Source organism: Frigoribacterium sp. VKM Ac-1396 (genome assembly GCF_015350895.1).
GTDB lineage: Bacteria > Actinomycetota > Actinomycetes > Actinomycetales > Microbacteriaceae > Frigoribacterium.
In genome coordinates this window covers 390,473-408,018 of record NZ_JADKSD010000003.1, presented here as the reverse complement: position 1 = coordinate 408,018, position 17,546 = coordinate 390,473, and the positions used below count along the sequence as shown (strand labels likewise).

Below are 17,546 nucleotides of genomic sequence, written 5' to 3'. Positions count from 1 at the left end.
CGTTCCGGGGTCGGCACCCACCCGTCCACCACTCGGGTCCCCCGACGTGTACCCCTCCACCGGGTGGCGATCGAGACGAAATCGTGATTTCCTCATGAGTCGACCGCAGACGGGTCGCCATCAGATCGACGCAAGGGGAGAACGACATGATGAAGTTCGCCATGGGGAGCGAGACCCTCACGCAGCTGAGCCAGAAGACGAGCGGGGCCGGCGACGACCTCGGTGCGCTCGTCCGCCAGCTCGCCGATGCGGCCGAGCCGCTCGAGGGCCGGTTCAACGGCGCGGGCCGCGCCGCCTTCGACCGCTTCAAGGGCGAGGTCGACGGCATCTCGGTCGAGCTGAACGCGGCCCTGTCGTCGGTGCTGACCGGCATCACCGGCCAGAACCGTGCCTTCGTCGAGGGCGAGCAGCAGATCGCCGACGAGACCACCGCGGCCCAGTCCGGTGCCGGATTCGAGAGCGCCCGCTTCGGCGGCTCGCGCGCATAAGGGGGAACGACCATGGCCAACGCAACCGACCGCCGCGACTTCGACCTCGGAGCCTCGGGCAACGCGCAGGACAACTTCAACGCCGTCGCCAGCCGCCTCGAGGCGCTCATCACGCAGCGCGACGCCGACGTCAAGACCGCGATGGCGGACTACCAGGCCGACGGCTCCAGCGAGGAGTACGCGGGCAAGGAGCAGCGCTGGAACCGCGTCGCCACCGAGGTGCGCACGATCATCAACACCCTGCGCCAGTCGCTCGCATCGAACGACGAGTCGGCCCAGACCGCCATGCAGCGGGCCAAGGCCGCCGTCGACGGCATCTAGGCCCCGCCCGTGAGCGACTCACGGGCGACCACCCTGCCGCACCCGCTCGCCGACGCGAGCGGGCCGGGCTGGATCGCGACGATCAGCACGGCTCCCGTCGTCGGGCTGACCTCGGGCCGACAGGCCCTGATCGCCGACGCCACGCGGGCCGGCGTGCGGGTGGTCGTGGTGACCCACGACGACGCCCGGCTCAGCGGGGCGCTGTACCAGGCCCTGCGCCTGGTGGCCGGTGCCTGGCTGGTCAAGGACGCCGCAGGCGGGCTCCGTCACGCGATCGGCGGCGCCCGCGTCGCCACGTACGACGAGGCCCTGCTCGACCCGCTGGGCGACCCCGTCGAGCGCGCCGCCGGGGTCACGGCCCCCGAGGCCGAGCTCGCGACGCTGCCGCAGCCACCCGAGGCGGCGACGCGCCCCTGGCTGCAGTTCTCGGTCGCCGTGCACCACGCCGCGAGGGCCGAGGCCCTCACGGGCTCGACCACGGAGGCGCTGGTCACCGCGGTCGCGGGCGTCGCGCCCACCGTGTGGGGCACCTCCGAACCCCCCGCCACCGTCTGGGACCGCGGTCGGATCACGGCCCTGGCCCGCGCCCGCATGCCCCGGGACTCCCGCGTGCACGTCGCCGGCTCCGCGCCCGACGGCACGGTCTGGACCGGCACGATCCGCATCGCCCGCAGCGAGACCGGCCTCACCGAAGAGACCCGCCTGCTGTTCGCCCTGCCCGAGGCGACCGGCGTCGACGACGCGACCCGCGCCTCCTCGGCCCTGCGCAGCCTGTCCGAGCGCCAGCAGGTGCTGCTGGCGACGGCGTGGAGTCTGCGGGGCGCGGCCGACGCGACCATCACGCCGTACCGCCCCACGACGCCGCAGCCCCTCGCCGCGGTGGTCGGCGCGCGGGCCGTGCGCCGGTTGGGCCTCGACGCGGCCGCCTTCGCCGCCGAGCACGGCGGGACCACCACCGGCAACGCCCGCACCCCCTCGCTCGTGGTGCCGTTCGGCGCCGACGCGACCCGGTGGCAGCGCTTCGCGGCGGCCCTCGACGCGATCGGCCCGGGCGTCGTCGCCGACGCGCTCGTCCCTCCGGGGGTGCGCCGTGCCCCGTGAGTTCGTGATCCTGTCGCCCGAGCCCGTGACGGCCGTCGAGGTCGTGACCGCGGCCGCGGCGGTCGACGGCGGCCTCGGTGCCGGGCGCCTCTGGCAGGGCGGCGGCATCCAGATCGCGTCGACCGAGGGCCTGGTGCTCGCCGTGCTGCGCAGCACGCAGCTCGAGGACCCGAGGGAGGCGCGGCGCGGCCTCGGCCTGCCGGTCACCGACCCGGCGTCCTCCGACCACCCCGCGGACCGACCGACGGACGGTCCTGCCACCGACCGCTGGTGGACCGAGGCCTACGGCCCCTTCGACGGGCCGCTCACCCAGGCGCTGGCCCGGCGCCTGGCCGACGACGTGCAGGGCACCCTCGTGACGACAGGAGACGACCGATGAGCTCGTGGAGCATCCAGACCGACGGCGTGGTGAGCGTCCTGACCAAGGTGCAGGCCTCGGCCGAGACGTTCGCGGCGACGTTCACCGGCGTCGACACCGCCCAGGGCGAGCTCAACGCCGGCGTGGGCAGCGACATCCTCGTGTCGTCGGCCGTCGCCGTCGTCGACCTGATCTCGTCCGAGGCGTCTCGCGTGCAGGGCATCAACGCGCGCATCCTCGCCTGCGCGACCGGGGCCGGCGACGCGACCCTGGCCTACGTGAACGGCGACGAGGAGATGGCGGCGCAGACGCAGTCCGCCGCGATCCAGGCGGCCGGGTCGGGCGACCTGAGCTTCTTCGAGGGGGGCCGCTGATGGCGACGAAGGGGTCGCTGATCGACCCGTCCGAGTTCTACGGGCTCGACATCGTGCCCGAGTCGATCGCGTCGTCGGCGGCGAGCTACAAGTCGACGTCGACCGCGGTCACGACGAACGCCGAGGCGGTGGTGACGGACTGGTCGGGACTGTCCGCGTCGTACACCGCGCCCGAGGGGCCGCAACTGTTCGCCTCGATGGATCCGGTGCGCACCGACGCCGAGGTCGTCGCGGGCAAGCTCTCGACCGTGGCCGACCTGCTCGACACGCTGGCAGAGGCGGTCACGGCACCCGTGGCGCGCATCAAGGAGCTCGTCACCGAGGCGAACGCCTTCCGCGCCTCGGTCGCCGGCGGCGTCACGCTCGACTTCTACGACCCCGACAACCCGCTCTTCCAGGCCAGCCAGATGAACGGAGGGGTCCCGGTCGTGCTCGAGGGCCAGGGCGAGACGACCATCCCGTGGAACGAGCACACGCCGTCGGTCGAGCGCAACAACGAGCTGCAGTCGCAGTACAACGCCGAGATCGCGAAGATCGATGCGGCCCGGGTCGAGTTCGAGAACGGCGTCAACGCCCTCCGCGACGACCTCTGCGTGGCTCCCCAGACCGCCGTCACGGGTGAGCAGCTCGACGCCGCGGAGGACAACCCGTGGGGCGCCCAGGGCAAGGGCGAGCGGTCCTGCCAGGAGTCGGTCGGCGACGGGCTGGTCGAGTTCGGCACCAGCTTCGTCGAGGGCACGGTGTCGCTCGTCGGCTTCGACGCCGCGAACGGCTGGAAGCACGACTGGTCGTTCGCCGGTGAGGCCTGGACCGGCATGCTGACCGGTCTCGGAGCACTCGCCATCACGGTGGCCTTCCCGGCGGCGCCCGCCCTGGCGAACCTGCCCGACTCGGCCGTGCCCGAGTCGTTGCGCGGCCTCCGCGACAACTACAAGCAGACGATGGACGGCCTCGTCGGCGGCATCGTCGGCACGCCCGAGCAGTGGGAGGAAGACCCGGTCGCTGCGGGCACCTTCGCCGTGGCGAACGTCGCGTCGTTCTTCATCCCGGGCGCGGGCCAGGTCGGAGCGGGCCTCAAGGTCGGGTCGGGTGCGGCCCGGGCGGCGACCCTCACCGGCCGGCTGGCCGAGGTGGCGGAGGACGCGTCGCACCTGCCGAAGGGTCTGTCGCGGGTCGAGGACCTCGTCGCCGAGTTCGGCGAGCACGCCGGCGGCCTGTCGAAGCTCGACGACCTCGACGGTCTGACCGACACGATGGCCGCCCTCGAACGCATGACCGACGTCGAGTTCTCCGGTCTCACCGGCGCCCTGAAGGCGGGCGAGACGGTCGACTTCGGCTCGCTGTCGAAGCTCGAGGACTTCGCCGACTACGGCGACCTCGGTCGAGCAGCCGAGGAGGCGCGGGCCGCGTCCGCCACGCACGCCGACGCGTCCGCCCACGCGGGTGGTGGCACCGGTTCCGACCCGGCCGCCGGTGCCGCCCGCGCCGCCGACCCTGGATCGGGCGGCACGACGCTGCTCGAACGTGGCGACGGAGGCGGAGCGTCCGATGCCGGACGGGCCGACGGTGCCGGATCGAGCGACGCAGGTCGCGCGGACGGCCCCGGTTCGAGCGACGCAGGTCGGGCCGACGGGCCCGTCGACGGCGGCGACGCCACCCCGGACCGGGCGGCCGACGATGGCCGCGGTGCCGATGTCGAGGACCTCGACCTGTTCGGTCCGGACGAGACGCCCGGTCCGGGAACGGACACCCCGGGAACCGGTCCGACGCCGCACCCTACACCGGCCGTCGAGCACCACGTCACGGTCTCCGGCTCCGACCTGCCGACGAAGCAGAAGCCGTTCGCGCACGGTCAGGTCCTCGCCCCCGACACGGCGTACACGGTGCCCGGCCGAGGAGTGTTCTCGACCGACGCGACAGGTCGCATCGTCCACGTCGAGACCGAGTACGGCGGCAAGGGCAACCTGAACTACGACCTCATGAAGCCCGCCGCGGACACGACCTACGTCGTCGGTGGAAAGCACGTCTACGTCACCGACCACGCCAGCCGCACGGTGCTCGCCGAGTTCGACGACCTCCAGCTCGGCGATGCCGACCGGTCCGAGTCGGTGCAGAAGCGCATCGGCAAGGAGGGCGGTGTCGGGTACGAAGGGGGCCACCTCCTGGCCAACATGTTCGGCGGCGGCGGCGAGAAGATCAACATCGTGCCGATGCTCCAAGAGGTGAACCGCGGAGCCGGGCATTCCCTCGGTAACCTCGAAAGGGACATCCGTCAGTTCGCCGGTGCCTCCGATCACGCGGTCATCACGCTCAGCGTCAGACCCCGGTATTCCGGGACGAATACCGTTCCCGCCAGCTTCCAAGCCGTGTTCCATGCCGAGGGATCGATTCCCAGACAGGAGTTCTACTCGAATGTCCGATGATGACAAGGCCAAAGGCCTCGAGGGCGAGCGTGCAATTCTGCGGCAGATCGGAGTCCAACTCTTCGGTCTGCTTCCCCAAGGGTTCGACCGCATCGTCATGAAGACCAGCATGGCGGGCGGAGTGATGGCAGGCGAGACCGTCCTGCTCCGTCCTGACGGGAGCGAAGGCTACGCGCTGCCTGACGAGACGACCTTCGAGACAGCACGGGACCTCAGGAAGATGATGCACAAGGCTGGGGCAGGAACATGGTTCACGGCTGTCTTCACCGTCACCGACACCGGCAAATTCAGCGCGAGATACGACTATGACCACGAGCCGGAGATCGGTCACTTCGCGGCCGAGGCCTATCGTGCCGACTTCGAGGATTTTCCTCGGACGGCCGAGAACACGCCCGAGTGGCTCGCCGCCATCCTCGCGGGTGCGCCCACCCGGCACGACCTCGTCGGCCGTGACGAGGATCCCGTCTGAGAGGCGTGACATGGACTCGCGCAACAGGGGTGGAGTCGCGTGACGCAGCCGTCGCCATTGATGCCAGGACCTCCACTGTCCTCCGCCAGCCTCGACGCCGCCGTCGAGCGTCTGCCCGACGACGTCGTGGCCCTGTGGCGTGACCACGGGCTGGGCGCGACGGCTGACGGGTACCTGCGCATCGTCGACCCCACCGGGTGGCAGGAAGTCCTCGCGGAGGTCGCACCTCGATTCGCGGCGGCCACGCCCCTGATGTCGTCCGCCCTCGGAAACCTGGTCGTCTGGCTCGACGGCCGAGCGCACCTCCTCGAATTCCGACTGGGCACGAGCCGGATCATCGCCAACAGGCTCTCGACGCTCCTCGTCATCCTCGGCTACGAGTCGTTCCTGGCCGACCCCGACTACTTCGATTGGAGCCCCTTCCCGGAGGCGCGGGAGCGTCTCGGGGTGCCCCGCTCCGACGAATGCTTCGGCTTCAGCCCGCTGCTCGCCCTCGGAGGCCGACGATCTGCTGCGTCCCTCGAGGTCGTCGACCTGCGCGAGCACGTCCTCCTGATCTCCTCCGTCGCGGGCCCGCTCCCGTGAGCGGGCCCGGCCGCACGGACATCGCCACGTCACCCTCGCCCCCTGATGACGCTGCGCAGAGGATGCGCTTGGTGGAACGCTGGCGAGCCGGTCCCCCCACCTGGAGGGCCGTGTGGGGCCCTCGCCCCGAGGAGCCGGAAGTCGTCGCGTCGAAGATGCGCCAAACGCTCAGCGCTCTGCACCGTTTGGGTGGTGTCTTCGACGCTCCGTGGTCATCACTCGAGGGAGATGCCCTCCCCGATGACGACCGCGGATGGACCGACCTCGTGGCGGCGGCGATCGAGCACGACGACAGAGGCACTCCCCTGCCCGTGCGGGGTCATCGTCTCGGCTTCGTCACGCCGGGCATCGACTCGGTCGGTGGCGCCTTCGCCCGGTTGAGCTTCGTCACGTCGAGCGCCGTCGCGTCCTCGAAGCGCCCGAGCAACTCGGTCACGCTCCATGTCGAGGGCCGTGACGATTCGCACCTCGTCCATCCGCCCCTCGCCGGCTCCGCTCCCGAGATCACGCGCCTCCTGGCGGCCATCTGGGATCCCGTTGCGGTCGAGCTCCTCGACAGGGCGATCGTCGACGCCCATTTCGACGTCTTGCACCGCCCGGGCTCGTGGCCACGAGTCGGAGGCGACACATCGCCCGATGCGTACCTCGAGGCATGCCTCACGACCTCGAGAGAACTAGCGGACTCAGGAGTACTCGGGCCCGTGCCGTCCGCTCACGACTCGGAGCCCCACGGCATGCCTGCCGAGAGGGACGCACTCCGCATCCTCGGCAAAGCGCTCCATGCCGTCATCCCGCGCGACCACGATCGAGTGATCGCCCGGATCAGCGTGGTCGGCGGAGTGACAGCCGGCACGATCGAGTTGCATGCCGTCGACGGCAGCTCGACCTCTCTCTCGTCCGGTCGTGGCGTCTTCCGGGCGGCCCGCGATCTCCGGAGGGTCATGAGCAAACCCGAAGCCGGGACGTGGTTCACGGGAGTGTTCACCGTCACCGCCGGGGGGAAGCTCAGTGCGAGGTACGACTACGACCACGAGCCCGAGCTCGGGTCTTTCGCCGCCGAGGCGTACCGCGCCGATTTCGACGAGTTCCCCCGCACGACGAAGAACACCCCCGAGTGGCTGGCCGCCATCCTCGCCGGTGCCCCGACCCGCCACGACCTCGTCGGCAGGGTTGGCACACATGAGTCGAAGCATGAGTCGAAGGGAGAACCCGAGTCATGACACGACATGAGAACCCACCCGGGCTCGAGCAAGAGCGCTCTGCGCTGAGAGGGGTCGGTCTGGCCCTCCATGGCGAGATCGCCGCGGGCTTCGATCGCATCGAGGCCGAGATCAGCATCGTCGGTGGTGTCTCCTCCGGGAGGAAGCGCCTCTACCGCCCGGACGGGACGGACGACTCCATCATGGGCACGAGGGACTCCACCCTCCGAGCTCGTGAACTCAGAGAGGCCATGTACAGGCCGGGGGCCGGAACATGGTTCACCGCCTGGTTCACGGTCACGGCGGAAGGGAAACTCCGCACGCGATTCGACTACGACCACGAGCCCGAACTGGGCCACTTCGCCGCCGAGACTTACCGAGCCGACTTCGACGAGTTCCCCCGCACGCCCGAGAACACCCCCGCCTGGCTCGCAGCCGTCCTCGCCGGTGCCCCGACCCGCCACGACCTCGTTCGCCTCGGACACGATGACCGGCGCTGAGGAGAGCCGCTCTGCTTCGGCAGATGACCAGCTGATGACGGGCGTCGAGGCCGAGCGCGCGATCCTGCAAGAGATCGGCGGACAGCTGTACGGGCTGCTCCCGTCCGGCCTAGACCGGATCGTCATGACGACCAGCATGGCTCGAGGTGTGATGGCCGGCGAGACGCTGATGTCGGCAGCCGACGGCTCCCAGGAGTCGGCTGCTCCCGCGCGACGCACGTTCGAAGCGGCTCGTCGACTGAGGCGCCTGATGTACAAGCCAGGGGCAGGCACGTGGTTCACCGCCGTCTTTACCGTCACGGCCGCCGGGAAACTCAGCGCACGGTACGACTACGACGACGAACCCGAACTAGGCCACTTCGGCGCCGAGGAACGTCGTGCCGACTTCGAGGATTTTCCCCGGACGGCCGAGAACACGCCCGAGTGGCTCGCCGCGATCCTCGCGGGTGCGCCCACCCGACATGACCGCGTCGGCCGTGACGACGGTCCCCTCGTCCCGTGATGACGACACGATGACCAGCGCTGACGAGAGCCGCTACGTTTCTCCCGACGGGCAGCCGGCGGGACTCGAAGCCGAACGCGTCCGACTGCGCGCCATCGGTCGTCTGCTGTATCCGACTCTGAACTCAGAACACGATCGTGTCGAGATGCAGGTCAGCGTGGCTGGCGGCGTCCTCGCCGGCCGGACCCGTGTCCATCGACTGGACGGTTCGCTCGAATCGATCGTCGGGCCTGTCGATGCGTTCGAGGCGGCCGAAGTCCTCCGCGACGCCATGCACCGTCGAGATGCGGGGACCTGGTTCACCGCGGTGTTCACGGTCACGGCGGCCGGCAAGATGAGTGCGTCGTACGACTACGACCACGAGCCGGAGTTGGGGCACTTCTCCGCGGATGCCTACCGGGCCGATCTCGATCGATTCCCCCGCACCCCCGAGAACACCCCGCATTGGCTGGCTGCCATCCTCGCCGGCGCCCCGACCCGCCACGACCTGGCCGGCCGAGCCGACGGTGGCGGCGGGGCCGAGCGATGAGCGAACACGACGACGACCACGGCCGCGTGCCGACCGAACGTGATGCCCTCCGTCGGGTGGGTCTCGCCGTCCACCGCATGATGCCTCGAGGCTCCGTCCGGGCGGAGTTCGACTTCTCCGAGGTCGGAGGCGTCCGGGTGGCATCCGTGGGCTTCTTCGACGAGGCCGGCCACGAGTCGTCGACTCCCGACACGGACGAGGCGGGCGCCGCCGCCTCGGACCTCCGACGGCTCATGTACCGAGCCGACGTCGGAACGTGGTTCAGTGCCCGCTTCCGGGTCACCGCCGCCGGCAAGCTCGGCACCTCGTTCGACGTCGACCACCGCGCTCCTCACACCTGGATCGACGACCAGGCGTACCTCGACGATCTCGAGGCGTACCCACGGCCCGCCGAGGCGATCCCCGGCTGGCTCGCCGCCGTCATCGCCTCGCGATCGGCCGGAGGCTCTCCGTGACCGGCCTCACCCGCTGATCGGGCCGCGACGTCTCAGAGCGGCAGCACGGCCTCGAGGGCGAGCGGGTCGCCGTCGATCGCGATGTCGTTGAGCTGCCGGCCGACGAACTCCGCGGCCTCGACCGTGTCCGACTCGATCCGGTGCCCCGTGCCCTCGACGACGAGCGCCCAGGCGACCGGCCCCCCGGAGGCGCGGGTCACCTCGAGGCGACAGCGCGTCAGTTCGCGATCCTGTCCGAATCGCATGTCCGACAGGTCGGCGATGACCATGCACTCGAGGTCGTCGCGGAACCCGTGGAGCGTGGCGTCCGTCGCGATCTCGAACCGCGCCTCCTCGTCGAGGTCGTCGGCGGCCGAGGTGAAGCGAGTGCCCTCGATGGTCCGGACGATCCACGAGACGAGGTCGCCGACGGTGACGAAGGACTGCATGCTGCTGACCCTCGGCCCGATGTCGGCGTGCGCGTACACCGGGGGCAGGTCGGTGACGCTGACCACGACGCCGTCGCGGCGACCCACCACGCGGCGGTCGGAGTCGACGACGATGCCCTGGTTGCGGGGCACCCACGGGTCCTTCGCCAACTCGTCGAAGAGCATCTCGTCGAACGCGAACACGACCCCGCTCTGCTGGTTCATGGCACCAGCCAAGCACCTGCGGGCCGGTGAGCAGGCCCGGAAACGGGCCCGAGAAAAAGAGAAGGCCCACCCGGAGGTGAGCCTTCACGTTCGTGCGCGAGGGGGGACTTGAACCCCCACGCCCTTTCGAGCACTGGCACCTGAAGCCAGCGCGTCTGCCAATTCCGCCACTCGCGCGAACTCGTAGACTTTAGCACGCGTCGGATGGCCGGAAGAGCACCGGTGAGTACCTTTCACTCGTTCGGGCTAAGATCGGGCGACCAGAGACCCCGAACCTGGAGACCCATGGGACTGCTCGACAACTTCGAACGCGGGCTGGAGCGCGCCGTCAACGGCGCCTTCGCCAAGACGTTCCGTTCGGGCGTGCAACCACTCGAGATCACGAACGCCCTGCGTCGCGAGCTCGACACCAAGGCTGCCGTGGTCTCGCGCGACCGCATCCTCGTGCCCAACGAACTCCAGGTGCGCCTCGCCCCCGTCGACTACGAGAAGATGTCCGGCATCGGCCCGGCCCTGATCGACGAGCTCACCCAGCTCACGCAGCGCCACGCCACCGCCCAGGGGTACCAGTTCGCCGGCCCCCTCGGCATCCGCCTGCGTGAGGACGACTCGCTCAGCGTCGGCATCATGTCGGTCGACTCGCGCAACCTGCGCGGCGAGGTGACCTGGAAGCCCTTCGTCGAGATCGACGGCAAGCGCCGCGAGCTCAGCGGTGCCCGCACCATCATCGGCCGCGGCAGCGACGCCGACATCACCGTCCAAGACACCGGCACCTCCCGTCAGCACGTCGAGATCCTCTGGGACGGCTCGCGCGCCCAGGTCCGCGATCTCGGCTCGACGAACGGCTCCAAGCTCAACGGCAACCCGCTGACGAAGGCGCCGTTGCAGCCCGATTCGGTGATCCAGATCGGTCGTACGCGTATCGTGTTCCGCGTGCTCCCCCAGTCATCGACGCCCGACCCCTTCGACGGGCCCGACTCGACGGGTGGCCGACGATGACCTCAGCCCTCACCCTGCTGGTGCTCCACTTCGGCTTCCTGGCCGTCCTGTGGCTGTTCGTCTTCGTGATCGTGTTCGCGCTGAGAAGCGACCTCTTCGGGCAGCGGGCGCGCAAGATGCCCGCCGACGCGACACCCGGCAAGGCGAGTTCGACCGCCACCGCGCCTCCTGCGCCCTCTGCCCGCCCGGCGCCCGTCGCGCCGACGCCGAACCCTCAGGGTGACGGCCGTGCGACGCGCCTCGTCATCACGAAGGGTGCCAAGGCGGGCCTCGAGATGCCGCTCGGCGACGGCCCTCTCACCATCGGCAGGTCGCAAGAGAGCAACCTCGTGATCCGCGACGACTACACCTCGACCCACCACGCGCGCCTCATGCTCTGGAACGGCCGCTGGGTCGTGCAAGACCTCGACTCCACCAACGGCACGTTCCTCGCCGGTGAGCGAGTGTCGGTCCCCACCCCCGTGCCCACCGGCGCGACCGTGACGATCGGGCAGACGAGCTTCGAGCTCCGACGGTAGGCACTCATGACGACTCACGCCAAGAGTGCCGCCCTGTCCAACGTGGGCAAGATCCGCTCCAACAACCAAGACAGCGGGTACGCCGGCACGCAGCTCTTCGTCGTGGCCGACGGCATGGGCGGGCACGCGGGCGGCGACGTGGCCTCGGCCATCGCGATCCGTCGGATACGTGAGACCGACCGCGTCTACACCTCGCCCGGCGACGCCGAGTTCGCCCTGCAGTCGTCGCTCATCGCGGCCAACCAGCTGCTGGCCGAGACCGTGTTCGAACACCAAGAGCTCACCGGCATGGGCACGACCGTCAGCGCGATGCTGCGCGTCGGCGACAGCATGGCCATCGCCCACATCGGCGACTCGCGCATCTACCTGTACCGCGAGGGCGAGCTCAGCCAGATCACCGCCGACCACACCTTCGTGCAGCGCCTGGTCGACAGCGGCCGCATCACGCCCGAAGAGGCCGCCGTGCACCCGAGGCGCAGCGTGCTCATGCGCGTGCTCGGCGACGTCGACGCGGCCCCCGAGATCGACACGGCGACCCTCGGCACACAGCCCGGCGACCGCTGGTTGATCTGCTCGGACGGCCTCAGCAGCTACCTCGCCGAAGAACGCATCAAGAAGGCGCTGGCCATGGGCCTCGACGCCGAGCAGACCGCCAAGCGCCTGGTGAAAGAGACCCTCGACCACGGCGCACCCGACAACGTCACCGTCGTCATCGTCGACGTCGACGAGTCCGGCGACTCGGCCCTCGACGAGCCCGTCACCGTCGGTTCGGCCTCCGCCCCCCTCAGCTTCGACAGCGACGCCGGACGCAAGCAGCTGCGCCTGCCGACGATCCTGCTGCACCCGCTCAAGGTCGCCACGACGCCGGAGGACAGCCACTTCGAGCCCGAGAGCGACGAGTACCTCGCCGAGCTCATCGCCGAAGACAAGCGCCGACGCCGACGCCGCCGCATCACCTGGCTGACGGCCCTGGTCGTGGCGGTCGCCGCGCTCGTCGCGGGCCTCGTGCTCACCTACCAGTGGACCCAAGACCACTACTACGTCGGCGAAGAACGCGGCACCGTCGTCATCTACAAAGGCGTGCAGCAGAGCCTCGGGCCGATCACCCTCTCGAGCGTCTACGAGACGACCGACGTCCAGGTCGACGACCTGCCGAACTACACGCAGACGACCGTCGAAGACACCATCAACGCCGGCTCCCTCGCGGACGCCCGGGCGATCGTCGAGAGGTTGGCCGATGCCAGCAACCCCTGACGCCCCCGGCGGCGACGCCACCGAGGTCATCGGTCGCGTAGGAGGCGCGCGCGGCTCGTCCGCGAAGGCGTCGCGTCCCACGAACATGACGCAGGCGATCTCGTTGCGCCTGCGCGAACCCGCACGCCTGCGCAACCTCGAGCTGCTCATGCTGCTGATCGCCTGCGGCGTCGCGGCCGGCGCGATGGTGCTCGTGCAGCTCGGCGCGACCGGCGAGGTCGACCCGACCGTGCTGATCGCGGGGTCGATGGTGCTCGGGCTCGCGCTGATCTTCCACGTGGTGCTGCGCGTCGTGGCCCGAGAAGCCGATCCCTTCGTCATGCCGATCGCGGTCACGCTGAACGGCATCGGGATCGCCATGATCTACCGCCTCGACCTGGCCGAGGGCCGCGAGGGCTGGGCGGCGCTCGGCATCAAGCAGATGGTCTGGACGGTTTTGGCCATGGTCATCGCCCTCGCCGTGCTGCTGGTGATCCGCAACTACCGCGTGCTCTCGCGGTACCGCTACATCGCCATGTTCGTCTCGATCGTGCTGCTGCTGCTGCCGCTGCTGCCCGGCATCGGCCGCGAGGGCCTCAACGCCCGCGTGTGGATCGACATCGGCCCGTTCTCGTTCCAGCCGGGCGAGATCGCGAAGATCACGTTGGCGATCTTCTTCGCCGGCTACCTGGTCACCGCCCGTGACAACCTGTCGCTCATGGGGCCGAAGATCCTCGGCATGCGGTTCCCCCGCCCTCGAGACCTCGGGCCCATCCTGATCGTCTGGCTCGTGGCGATGGGCGTGCTGATCTTCCAGCGCGACCTCGGCACCTCGCTGCTGTACTTCGGGCTCTTCCTCGTCATGATCTACGTCGGCACCGGGCGGGCGAGCTGGATCATCCTCGGCCTCGGGCTCTTCGTCGGCGGCGCACTCGTCGCCAGCACCTTCCTCGGCTACGTGCAGGGTCGCTTCGCCGCCTGGCTGAACCCGTTCGCCCAGTCCGAGTACGACGCCGTGGGCGGGTCGTTCCAACTCGTCCAGGGGCTCTTCGGCCTGGCCAACGGCGGCCTGATCGGCACCGGGCTCGGTCAGGGCCGACCCGAGACGACGCCGCTCGCCGAGAGCGACTACATCTTCGCGTCGCTCGGCGAAGAGCTCGGCCTCGCCGGCCTCTTCGCGATCCTCGCGCTCTACCTGCTGCTGGTCTCGCGCGGCTTCCGCATCGGCTTCGTGGGGCAGGACGACTTCGGTCGCATGCTCGGCGTCGGCATCGCCTTCGTCGTGGCCCTGCAGGTCTTCGTCGTCATGGGCGGCGTGACGCGGGTCATCCCGCTCACCGGCCTGACGGCCCCCTTCCTCGCCGCGGGCGGCTCCTCGCTCGTGGCCAACTGGATCATCGTGGCCCTGCTGCTGCGACTGTCCGACTCCGTCCGCGACCAACCGAGGCTGGTGATCGGCTGATGAACAAAGAACTCCGACGCGTGAGCTACGTGGTGCTCGCCATGTTCGTCGCGCTCTTCCTCTCGACGACCTACATCACGGCGTTCCAGGCGGACGCCCTGAACGCCGACGCCCGCAACTCCCGGGCGCTGCTCGAGAGCTACTCGGCACAGCGCGGGCCCATCCTCGTCGGGGGGCAGGCGGTCGCACAGTCCACCCCGGTCGACGACCAGTACGAGTTCCAGCGCACCTACTCGCAGCCCGACCTCTACGCGCCCGTCACCGGCTACTACACGCTCGGCCAGGGTGCGCGCGGCATCGAGGACGCGATGAACCGCTACCTCACGGGCAACGCGAACTCGCAGTTCTTCGACCAGGTGAACTCGCTGCTGACGGGGCAGGACCCCGAGGGCGCCACCGTCAACCTGACCCTCGACCCCACGGTGCAGCAGGCCGCCTACGACGCGCTCGGCTCGAACTCGGGCGCGGTCGTCGCGATGGACCCGAAGACGGGCAAGATCCTCGCCATGGTGTCGAAGCCCAGCTACGACCCGAACCCGCTGGCCAGCCACGACCGCCAGACCGTCACCGACGCCTACGACTCCCTGATCGCCGACCCCTCGGCGCCGCTGCAGAACCGGGCCATCCAGGGCGACCTCTACGCACCCGGTTCGACGTTCAAGCTGATCACGACGGCAGCGGCCCTCGAGAGCGGCGACTACACCCCCGACAGCGAGTTCCCGAACCCGTCGACGCTGACGCTGCCCGGCACCACCACCGACATCAACAATGCCGAGGGCGGAAGCTGCGGCGGCGGCGAGACCGCGACCATCGCCACGGCGTTGCGGCTGTCGTGCAACATCCCCATGGCGCAGCTCGGTCAGGCACTCGGGGCCGAGGCCCTCCAAGAGCAGGCTCAGAAGTTCGGCTTCGGTGACGACTCGATCGGCATCCCGCAGGCCGTCACGCCGAGCCAGTTCCCGATCGAGGACTCGAAGGGTCAGGCGATCAACGACGCGACCCTGATGCTGCAGTCGTTCGGGCAGGGCTCCGACCGGGTGACCCCCCTGCAGATGGCCATGGTCTCGGCCGCCATCGCCAACGGCGGCACCGAGATGGACCCGACGCTGATCGAGAGCGTCCTCAACCCCGACCTGAGCCCGGTCGAGGACTTCTCGCCGTCCGAGTACGGCAAGCCCATCAGCTCCCAGACTGCGGCCACGATGACCGACATGATGGTGCAGGACGTCGCGAACGGTGCGGCGAGCAATGCAAGAATTGACGGCGTCGACGTCGCCGGCAAGACAGGGACGGCCGAGAACGGCCCCGGCGATCCGTACACCCTCTGGTTCACCGGGTTCGCACCCGCGGCCGACCCCGAGGTGGCGATCGCCGTCGTCGTCGAGAACGGCGGCGGGCAAGGCCAGTCCGCATTCGGCAACAGTGTCGCGTCACCGATCGCGAAGAAAGTACTAGAGGCGGTGCTGAACAAATGAGACCATCCGGCGGAGTCACCTTCGGTGGGCGTTACCAGCTGTCGACCCGAGTCGCCATCGGCGGCATGGGCGAGGTGTGGGAAGCCACCGACCTCGTCATCGGCCGCACGGTCGCCATCAAGATCCTCAAGGACGAGTACCTCGGCGACCCCGGGTTCCTCGAGCGCTTCCGCGCCGAGGCGCGCCACGCCGCCCTCGTCAACCACGAGGGCATCGCCAACGTCTTCGACTACGGCGAAGAAGAGGGCAGTGCCTACCTCGTGATGGAGCTCGTCCCGGGCGAGGCCATGTCGACCGTCCTCGAACGCGATCGCGTGCTGCCCACCGACAAGGTCCTCGACATCGTCGCGCAGACGGCGTCGGCCTTGCAGGCCGCCCACGCGGCGGGTCTCGTGCACCGCGACATCAAGCCCGGCAACCTGCTCGTGACCCCCGACGGCCGGGTGAAGATCACCGACTTCGGCATCGCACGCATCGCCGACCAGGTGCCGCTGACGGCCACGGGTCAGGTCATGGGCACCGTCCAGTACCTGTCGCCCGAGCAGGCCAGCGGCCACCCGGCGTCACCGAGCACCGACATCTACTCGCTCGGCATCGTCGCCTACGAGGCCCTGGCCGGCCGTCGCCCCTTCACGGGCGAGTCGCAGGTCGCCATCGCCATGGCCCAGATCAACGAGCAGCCGCCCGACCTCCCGTCGACCGTGTCCGAGCCCGTGCGCCGTCTCGTCCTGTCGTGCATCGCCAAGAAGCCCGGCGAGCGTCCCGCCACCGCCTCGGCCCTCGCCCAGGCGGCTCGCGCGCTGCGTCGCGGCGACGTCGCCGCGGCGACCGTCGCCGTGCCGGCCATCGGAGCGGCCGCCAACACGCCGGTCGACGCCCCGACCCAGGCCTTCAACGCGCAGGACGCCACGACCCAGCTCTTCGACCCCCTCGCCACGCGCGCCCAGAGCGCCGCCGGTGGCGCGGCCGCGGGCTACGTGGCCGGCTCGGCCGATCCGGACGCACTGCGCGACGGCGACGACGAACTCGACGAGAAGAAGAAGCGCAGCCCCTGGTTCTGGCCGCTGATCGTGCTCGCCGTCCTGGCGGTCGTCGCGCTCGTGGTGGGCATCGTCTTCGCCGTGGGCAACACCGACGACCCGGCCCCGGTGCCGACGACGTCCAGCGCGACTCCGTCACCCAGCCGCACGACGACGACGCCGTCACCGACGCCCACCACGGTCACCGTCTCGTCCGGCGACTACGTCGGCCTGACCGAGGCGGCGGCGCGCGCGGCCCTCGAGGACCTCGACCTGCAGGTCGACTCGGCCGATGCGGGCTCGAGCGCCCCCAGCCCCGACCAGGTCGGCACCGTCGCGAGCATCGACCCCACGGGCGTGCTCGAGAAGGGGTCCTCGGTGACGATCTACATCTACCGCGCCGCCCCGACGCCGGCACAGCCGTCGACTCCGACGGCGAGTCCCGGTGAGATCGAGGCCGGCGACACCGCCACGATCAGCTGGCCCGCCTACACGGGTTGCCCCACCGGCTACTCGCTGACCGGCTACTCGTACACGATCACCGGCGGCTCCGACACCTCCGGCCAGGCGGCCGGCGGTCTCGGCGCGAATGCGACGTCGCTGACGGTCACGGCCTCCACGGCCGGAAACCTCACCGTCAGCTACGTGGCGAACTGCGGCCAGATCGCCTCCGAGCCGTCGCCCGGCGTGACCGTCACGGTCACCGCCGCGCCGACGACGGACCCGAGCGCCGAGCCGAGCGAGAGCGCCGGCACCGGCGAGAACGACCCGAACCAGTGAGCCCGATCGTGACCCCGGACGCTCGTCCGCCCGGGGTCACGATGCCCTGACAATCATCCCCGCGACCGAGGCCCGTACCCAGTCCGGGGGAGTCCGCCCCGGTACACTGGCTCCGACCGTGTCG

At 70.2% G+C, this 17,546-nt stretch carries 20 protein-coding genes and 1 tRNA gene; 19 read left to right on the top strand and 2 right to left on the bottom strand.

Going from position 1 to position 17,546, the window contains the following annotated elements; genetic code table 11:
• Positions 1-146 precede the first annotated feature (146 nt).
• From ITJ55_RS14225 to ITJ55_RS14165, 13 genes are all read left to right on the top strand, one after another.
• Positions 147-488 (top strand): hypothetical protein, encoded by a 342-nt coding sequence (locus ITJ55_RS14225; RefSeq protein ID WP_354594006.1) that lies wholly within the window; start codon positions 147-149, stop codon positions 486-488.
• Positions 489-500: 12 nt separating this feature from the next.
• Positions 501-809 carry a pore-forming ESAT-6 family protein gene (locus ITJ55_RS14220; protein WP_123519868.1) on the top strand — a complete coding sequence of 103 codons (309 nt, stop codon included), beginning with the start codon at positions 501-503 and terminating at the stop codon, positions 807-809.
• Between the two features lie 9 nt (positions 810-818).
• The gene (locus tag ITJ55_RS14215) at positions 819-1,910 is read left to right on the top strand and encodes a DUF6177 family protein (protein ID WP_194595974.1); all 1,092 of its coding nucleotides are present in this window, start codon (positions 819-821) and stop codon (positions 1,908-1,910) included.
• Positions 1,900-2,289, top strand: coding sequence for a hypothetical protein (locus ITJ55_RS14210; RefSeq protein WP_194595973.1), 390 nt, complete (start codon positions 1,900-1,902; stop codon positions 2,287-2,289). Before ITJ55_RS14215 ends, ITJ55_RS14210 begins: the two co-directional genes overlap by 11 nt.
• Positions 2,286-2,642 carry a DUF6507 family protein gene (locus ITJ55_RS14205; protein WP_194595972.1) on the top strand — a complete coding sequence of 119 codons (357 nt, stop codon included), beginning with the start codon at positions 2,286-2,288 and terminating at the stop codon, positions 2,640-2,642. Before ITJ55_RS14210 ends, ITJ55_RS14205 begins: the two co-directional genes overlap by 4 nt.
• Positions 2,642-5,065: a DNA/RNA non-specific endonuclease gene (locus ITJ55_RS14200; RefSeq protein WP_194595971.1), complete on the top strand. Its 2,424-nt coding sequence runs from the start codon at positions 2,642-2,644 to the stop codon at positions 5,063-5,065. The genes ITJ55_RS14205 and ITJ55_RS14200 overlap by 1 nt, the downstream gene beginning before the upstream one ends.
• A complete protein-coding gene (locus ITJ55_RS14195; protein ID WP_194595970.1) occupies positions 5,055-5,534 on the top strand; it encodes a hypothetical protein in 480 nt (159 codons plus the stop codon). Before ITJ55_RS14200 ends, ITJ55_RS14195 begins: the two co-directional genes overlap by 11 nt.
• Positions 5,535-5,594: 60 nt before the next feature.
• Positions 5,595-6,119, top strand: coding sequence for a T6SS immunity protein Tdi1 domain-containing protein (locus tag ITJ55_RS14190; RefSeq protein WP_194595969.1), 525 nt, complete (start codon positions 5,595-5,597; stop codon positions 6,117-6,119).
• Positions 6,120-6,190: 71 nt separating this feature from the next.
• A complete protein-coding gene (locus ITJ55_RS14185; RefSeq protein WP_194595968.1) occupies positions 6,191-7,339 on the top strand; it encodes a hypothetical protein in 1,149 nt (382 codons plus the stop codon).
• Positions 7,336-7,818 carry a hypothetical protein gene (locus ITJ55_RS14180; RefSeq protein ID WP_194595967.1) on the top strand — a complete coding sequence of 161 codons (483 nt, stop codon included), beginning with the start codon at positions 7,336-7,338 and terminating at the stop codon, positions 7,816-7,818. The genes ITJ55_RS14185 and ITJ55_RS14180 overlap by 4 nt, the downstream gene beginning before the upstream one ends.
• Positions 7,805-8,320, top strand: a complete 516-nt coding sequence (locus tag ITJ55_RS14175; protein WP_228498532.1) for a hypothetical protein — start codon at positions 7,805-7,807, stop codon at positions 8,318-8,320. Before ITJ55_RS14180 ends, ITJ55_RS14175 begins: the two co-directional genes overlap by 14 nt.
• A 10-nt stretch (positions 8,321-8,330) precedes the next feature.
• Positions 8,331-8,849 (top strand): hypothetical protein, encoded by a 519-nt coding sequence (locus ITJ55_RS14170; protein ID WP_194595965.1) that lies wholly within the window; start codon positions 8,331-8,333, stop codon positions 8,847-8,849.
• A complete protein-coding gene (locus ITJ55_RS14165) occupies positions 8,846-9,304 on the top strand; it encodes a hypothetical protein (protein WP_194595964.1) in 459 nt (152 codons plus the stop codon). Before ITJ55_RS14170 ends, ITJ55_RS14165 begins: the two co-directional genes overlap by 4 nt.
• Before the next feature lie 32 nt (positions 9,305-9,336).
• On the opposite strand, the gene ITJ55_RS14160 is transcribed toward ITJ55_RS14165, so the two are convergent.
• Both ITJ55_RS14160 and ITJ55_RS14155 read right to left on the bottom strand, forming a co-directional pair.
• On the bottom strand, positions 9,337-9,936 hold the full coding sequence (locus ITJ55_RS14160) for a hypothetical protein (protein WP_194595963.1): 600 nt from the start codon (positions 9,934-9,936) through the stop codon (positions 9,337-9,339).
• 93 nt (positions 9,937-10,029) lie between these two features.
• Positions 10,030-10,113, bottom strand: a tRNA-Leu gene (locus ITJ55_RS14155).
• A gap of 108 nt (positions 10,114-10,221) precedes the next feature.
• On the opposite strand from ITJ55_RS14155, the gene ITJ55_RS14150 reads away from it, so the two are divergent.
• From ITJ55_RS14150 to ITJ55_RS14125, 6 genes are all read left to right on the top strand, one after another.
• Positions 10,222-10,935 carry a DUF3662 and FHA domain-containing protein gene (locus ITJ55_RS14150; protein ID WP_194595962.1) on the top strand — a complete coding sequence of 238 codons (714 nt, stop codon included), beginning with the start codon at positions 10,222-10,224 and terminating at the stop codon, positions 10,933-10,935.
• Entirely contained in the window at positions 10,932-11,453 is a 522-nt protein-coding gene (locus tag ITJ55_RS14145) for an FHA domain-containing protein (protein WP_194595961.1), read from the top strand. The genes ITJ55_RS14150 and ITJ55_RS14145 overlap by 4 nt, the downstream gene beginning before the upstream one ends.
• Positions 11,454-11,459: 6 nt before the next feature.
• Positions 11,460-12,707, top strand: a complete 1,248-nt coding sequence (locus ITJ55_RS14140) for a PP2C family serine/threonine-protein phosphatase (protein WP_194595960.1) — start codon at positions 11,460-11,462, stop codon at positions 12,705-12,707.
• A gap of 85 nt (positions 12,708-12,792) precedes the next feature.
• Positions 12,793-14,148 carry an FtsW/RodA/SpoVE family cell cycle protein gene (locus ITJ55_RS14135; protein ID WP_194596068.1) on the top strand — a complete coding sequence of 452 codons (1,356 nt, stop codon included), beginning with the start codon at positions 12,793-12,795 and terminating at the stop codon, positions 14,146-14,148.
• Positions 14,148-15,623, top strand: a complete 1,476-nt coding sequence (locus ITJ55_RS14130; RefSeq protein ID WP_056260203.1) for a penicillin-binding protein 2 — start codon at positions 14,148-14,150, stop codon at positions 15,621-15,623. The genes ITJ55_RS14135 and ITJ55_RS14130 overlap by 1 nt, the downstream gene beginning before the upstream one ends.
• Positions 15,620-17,422, top strand: coding sequence for a protein kinase (locus ITJ55_RS14125; RefSeq protein WP_194595959.1), 1,803 nt, complete (start codon positions 15,620-15,622; stop codon positions 17,420-17,422). The genes ITJ55_RS14130 and ITJ55_RS14125 overlap by 4 nt, the downstream gene beginning before the upstream one ends.
• Positions 17,423-17,546: the final 124 nt, after the last annotated feature.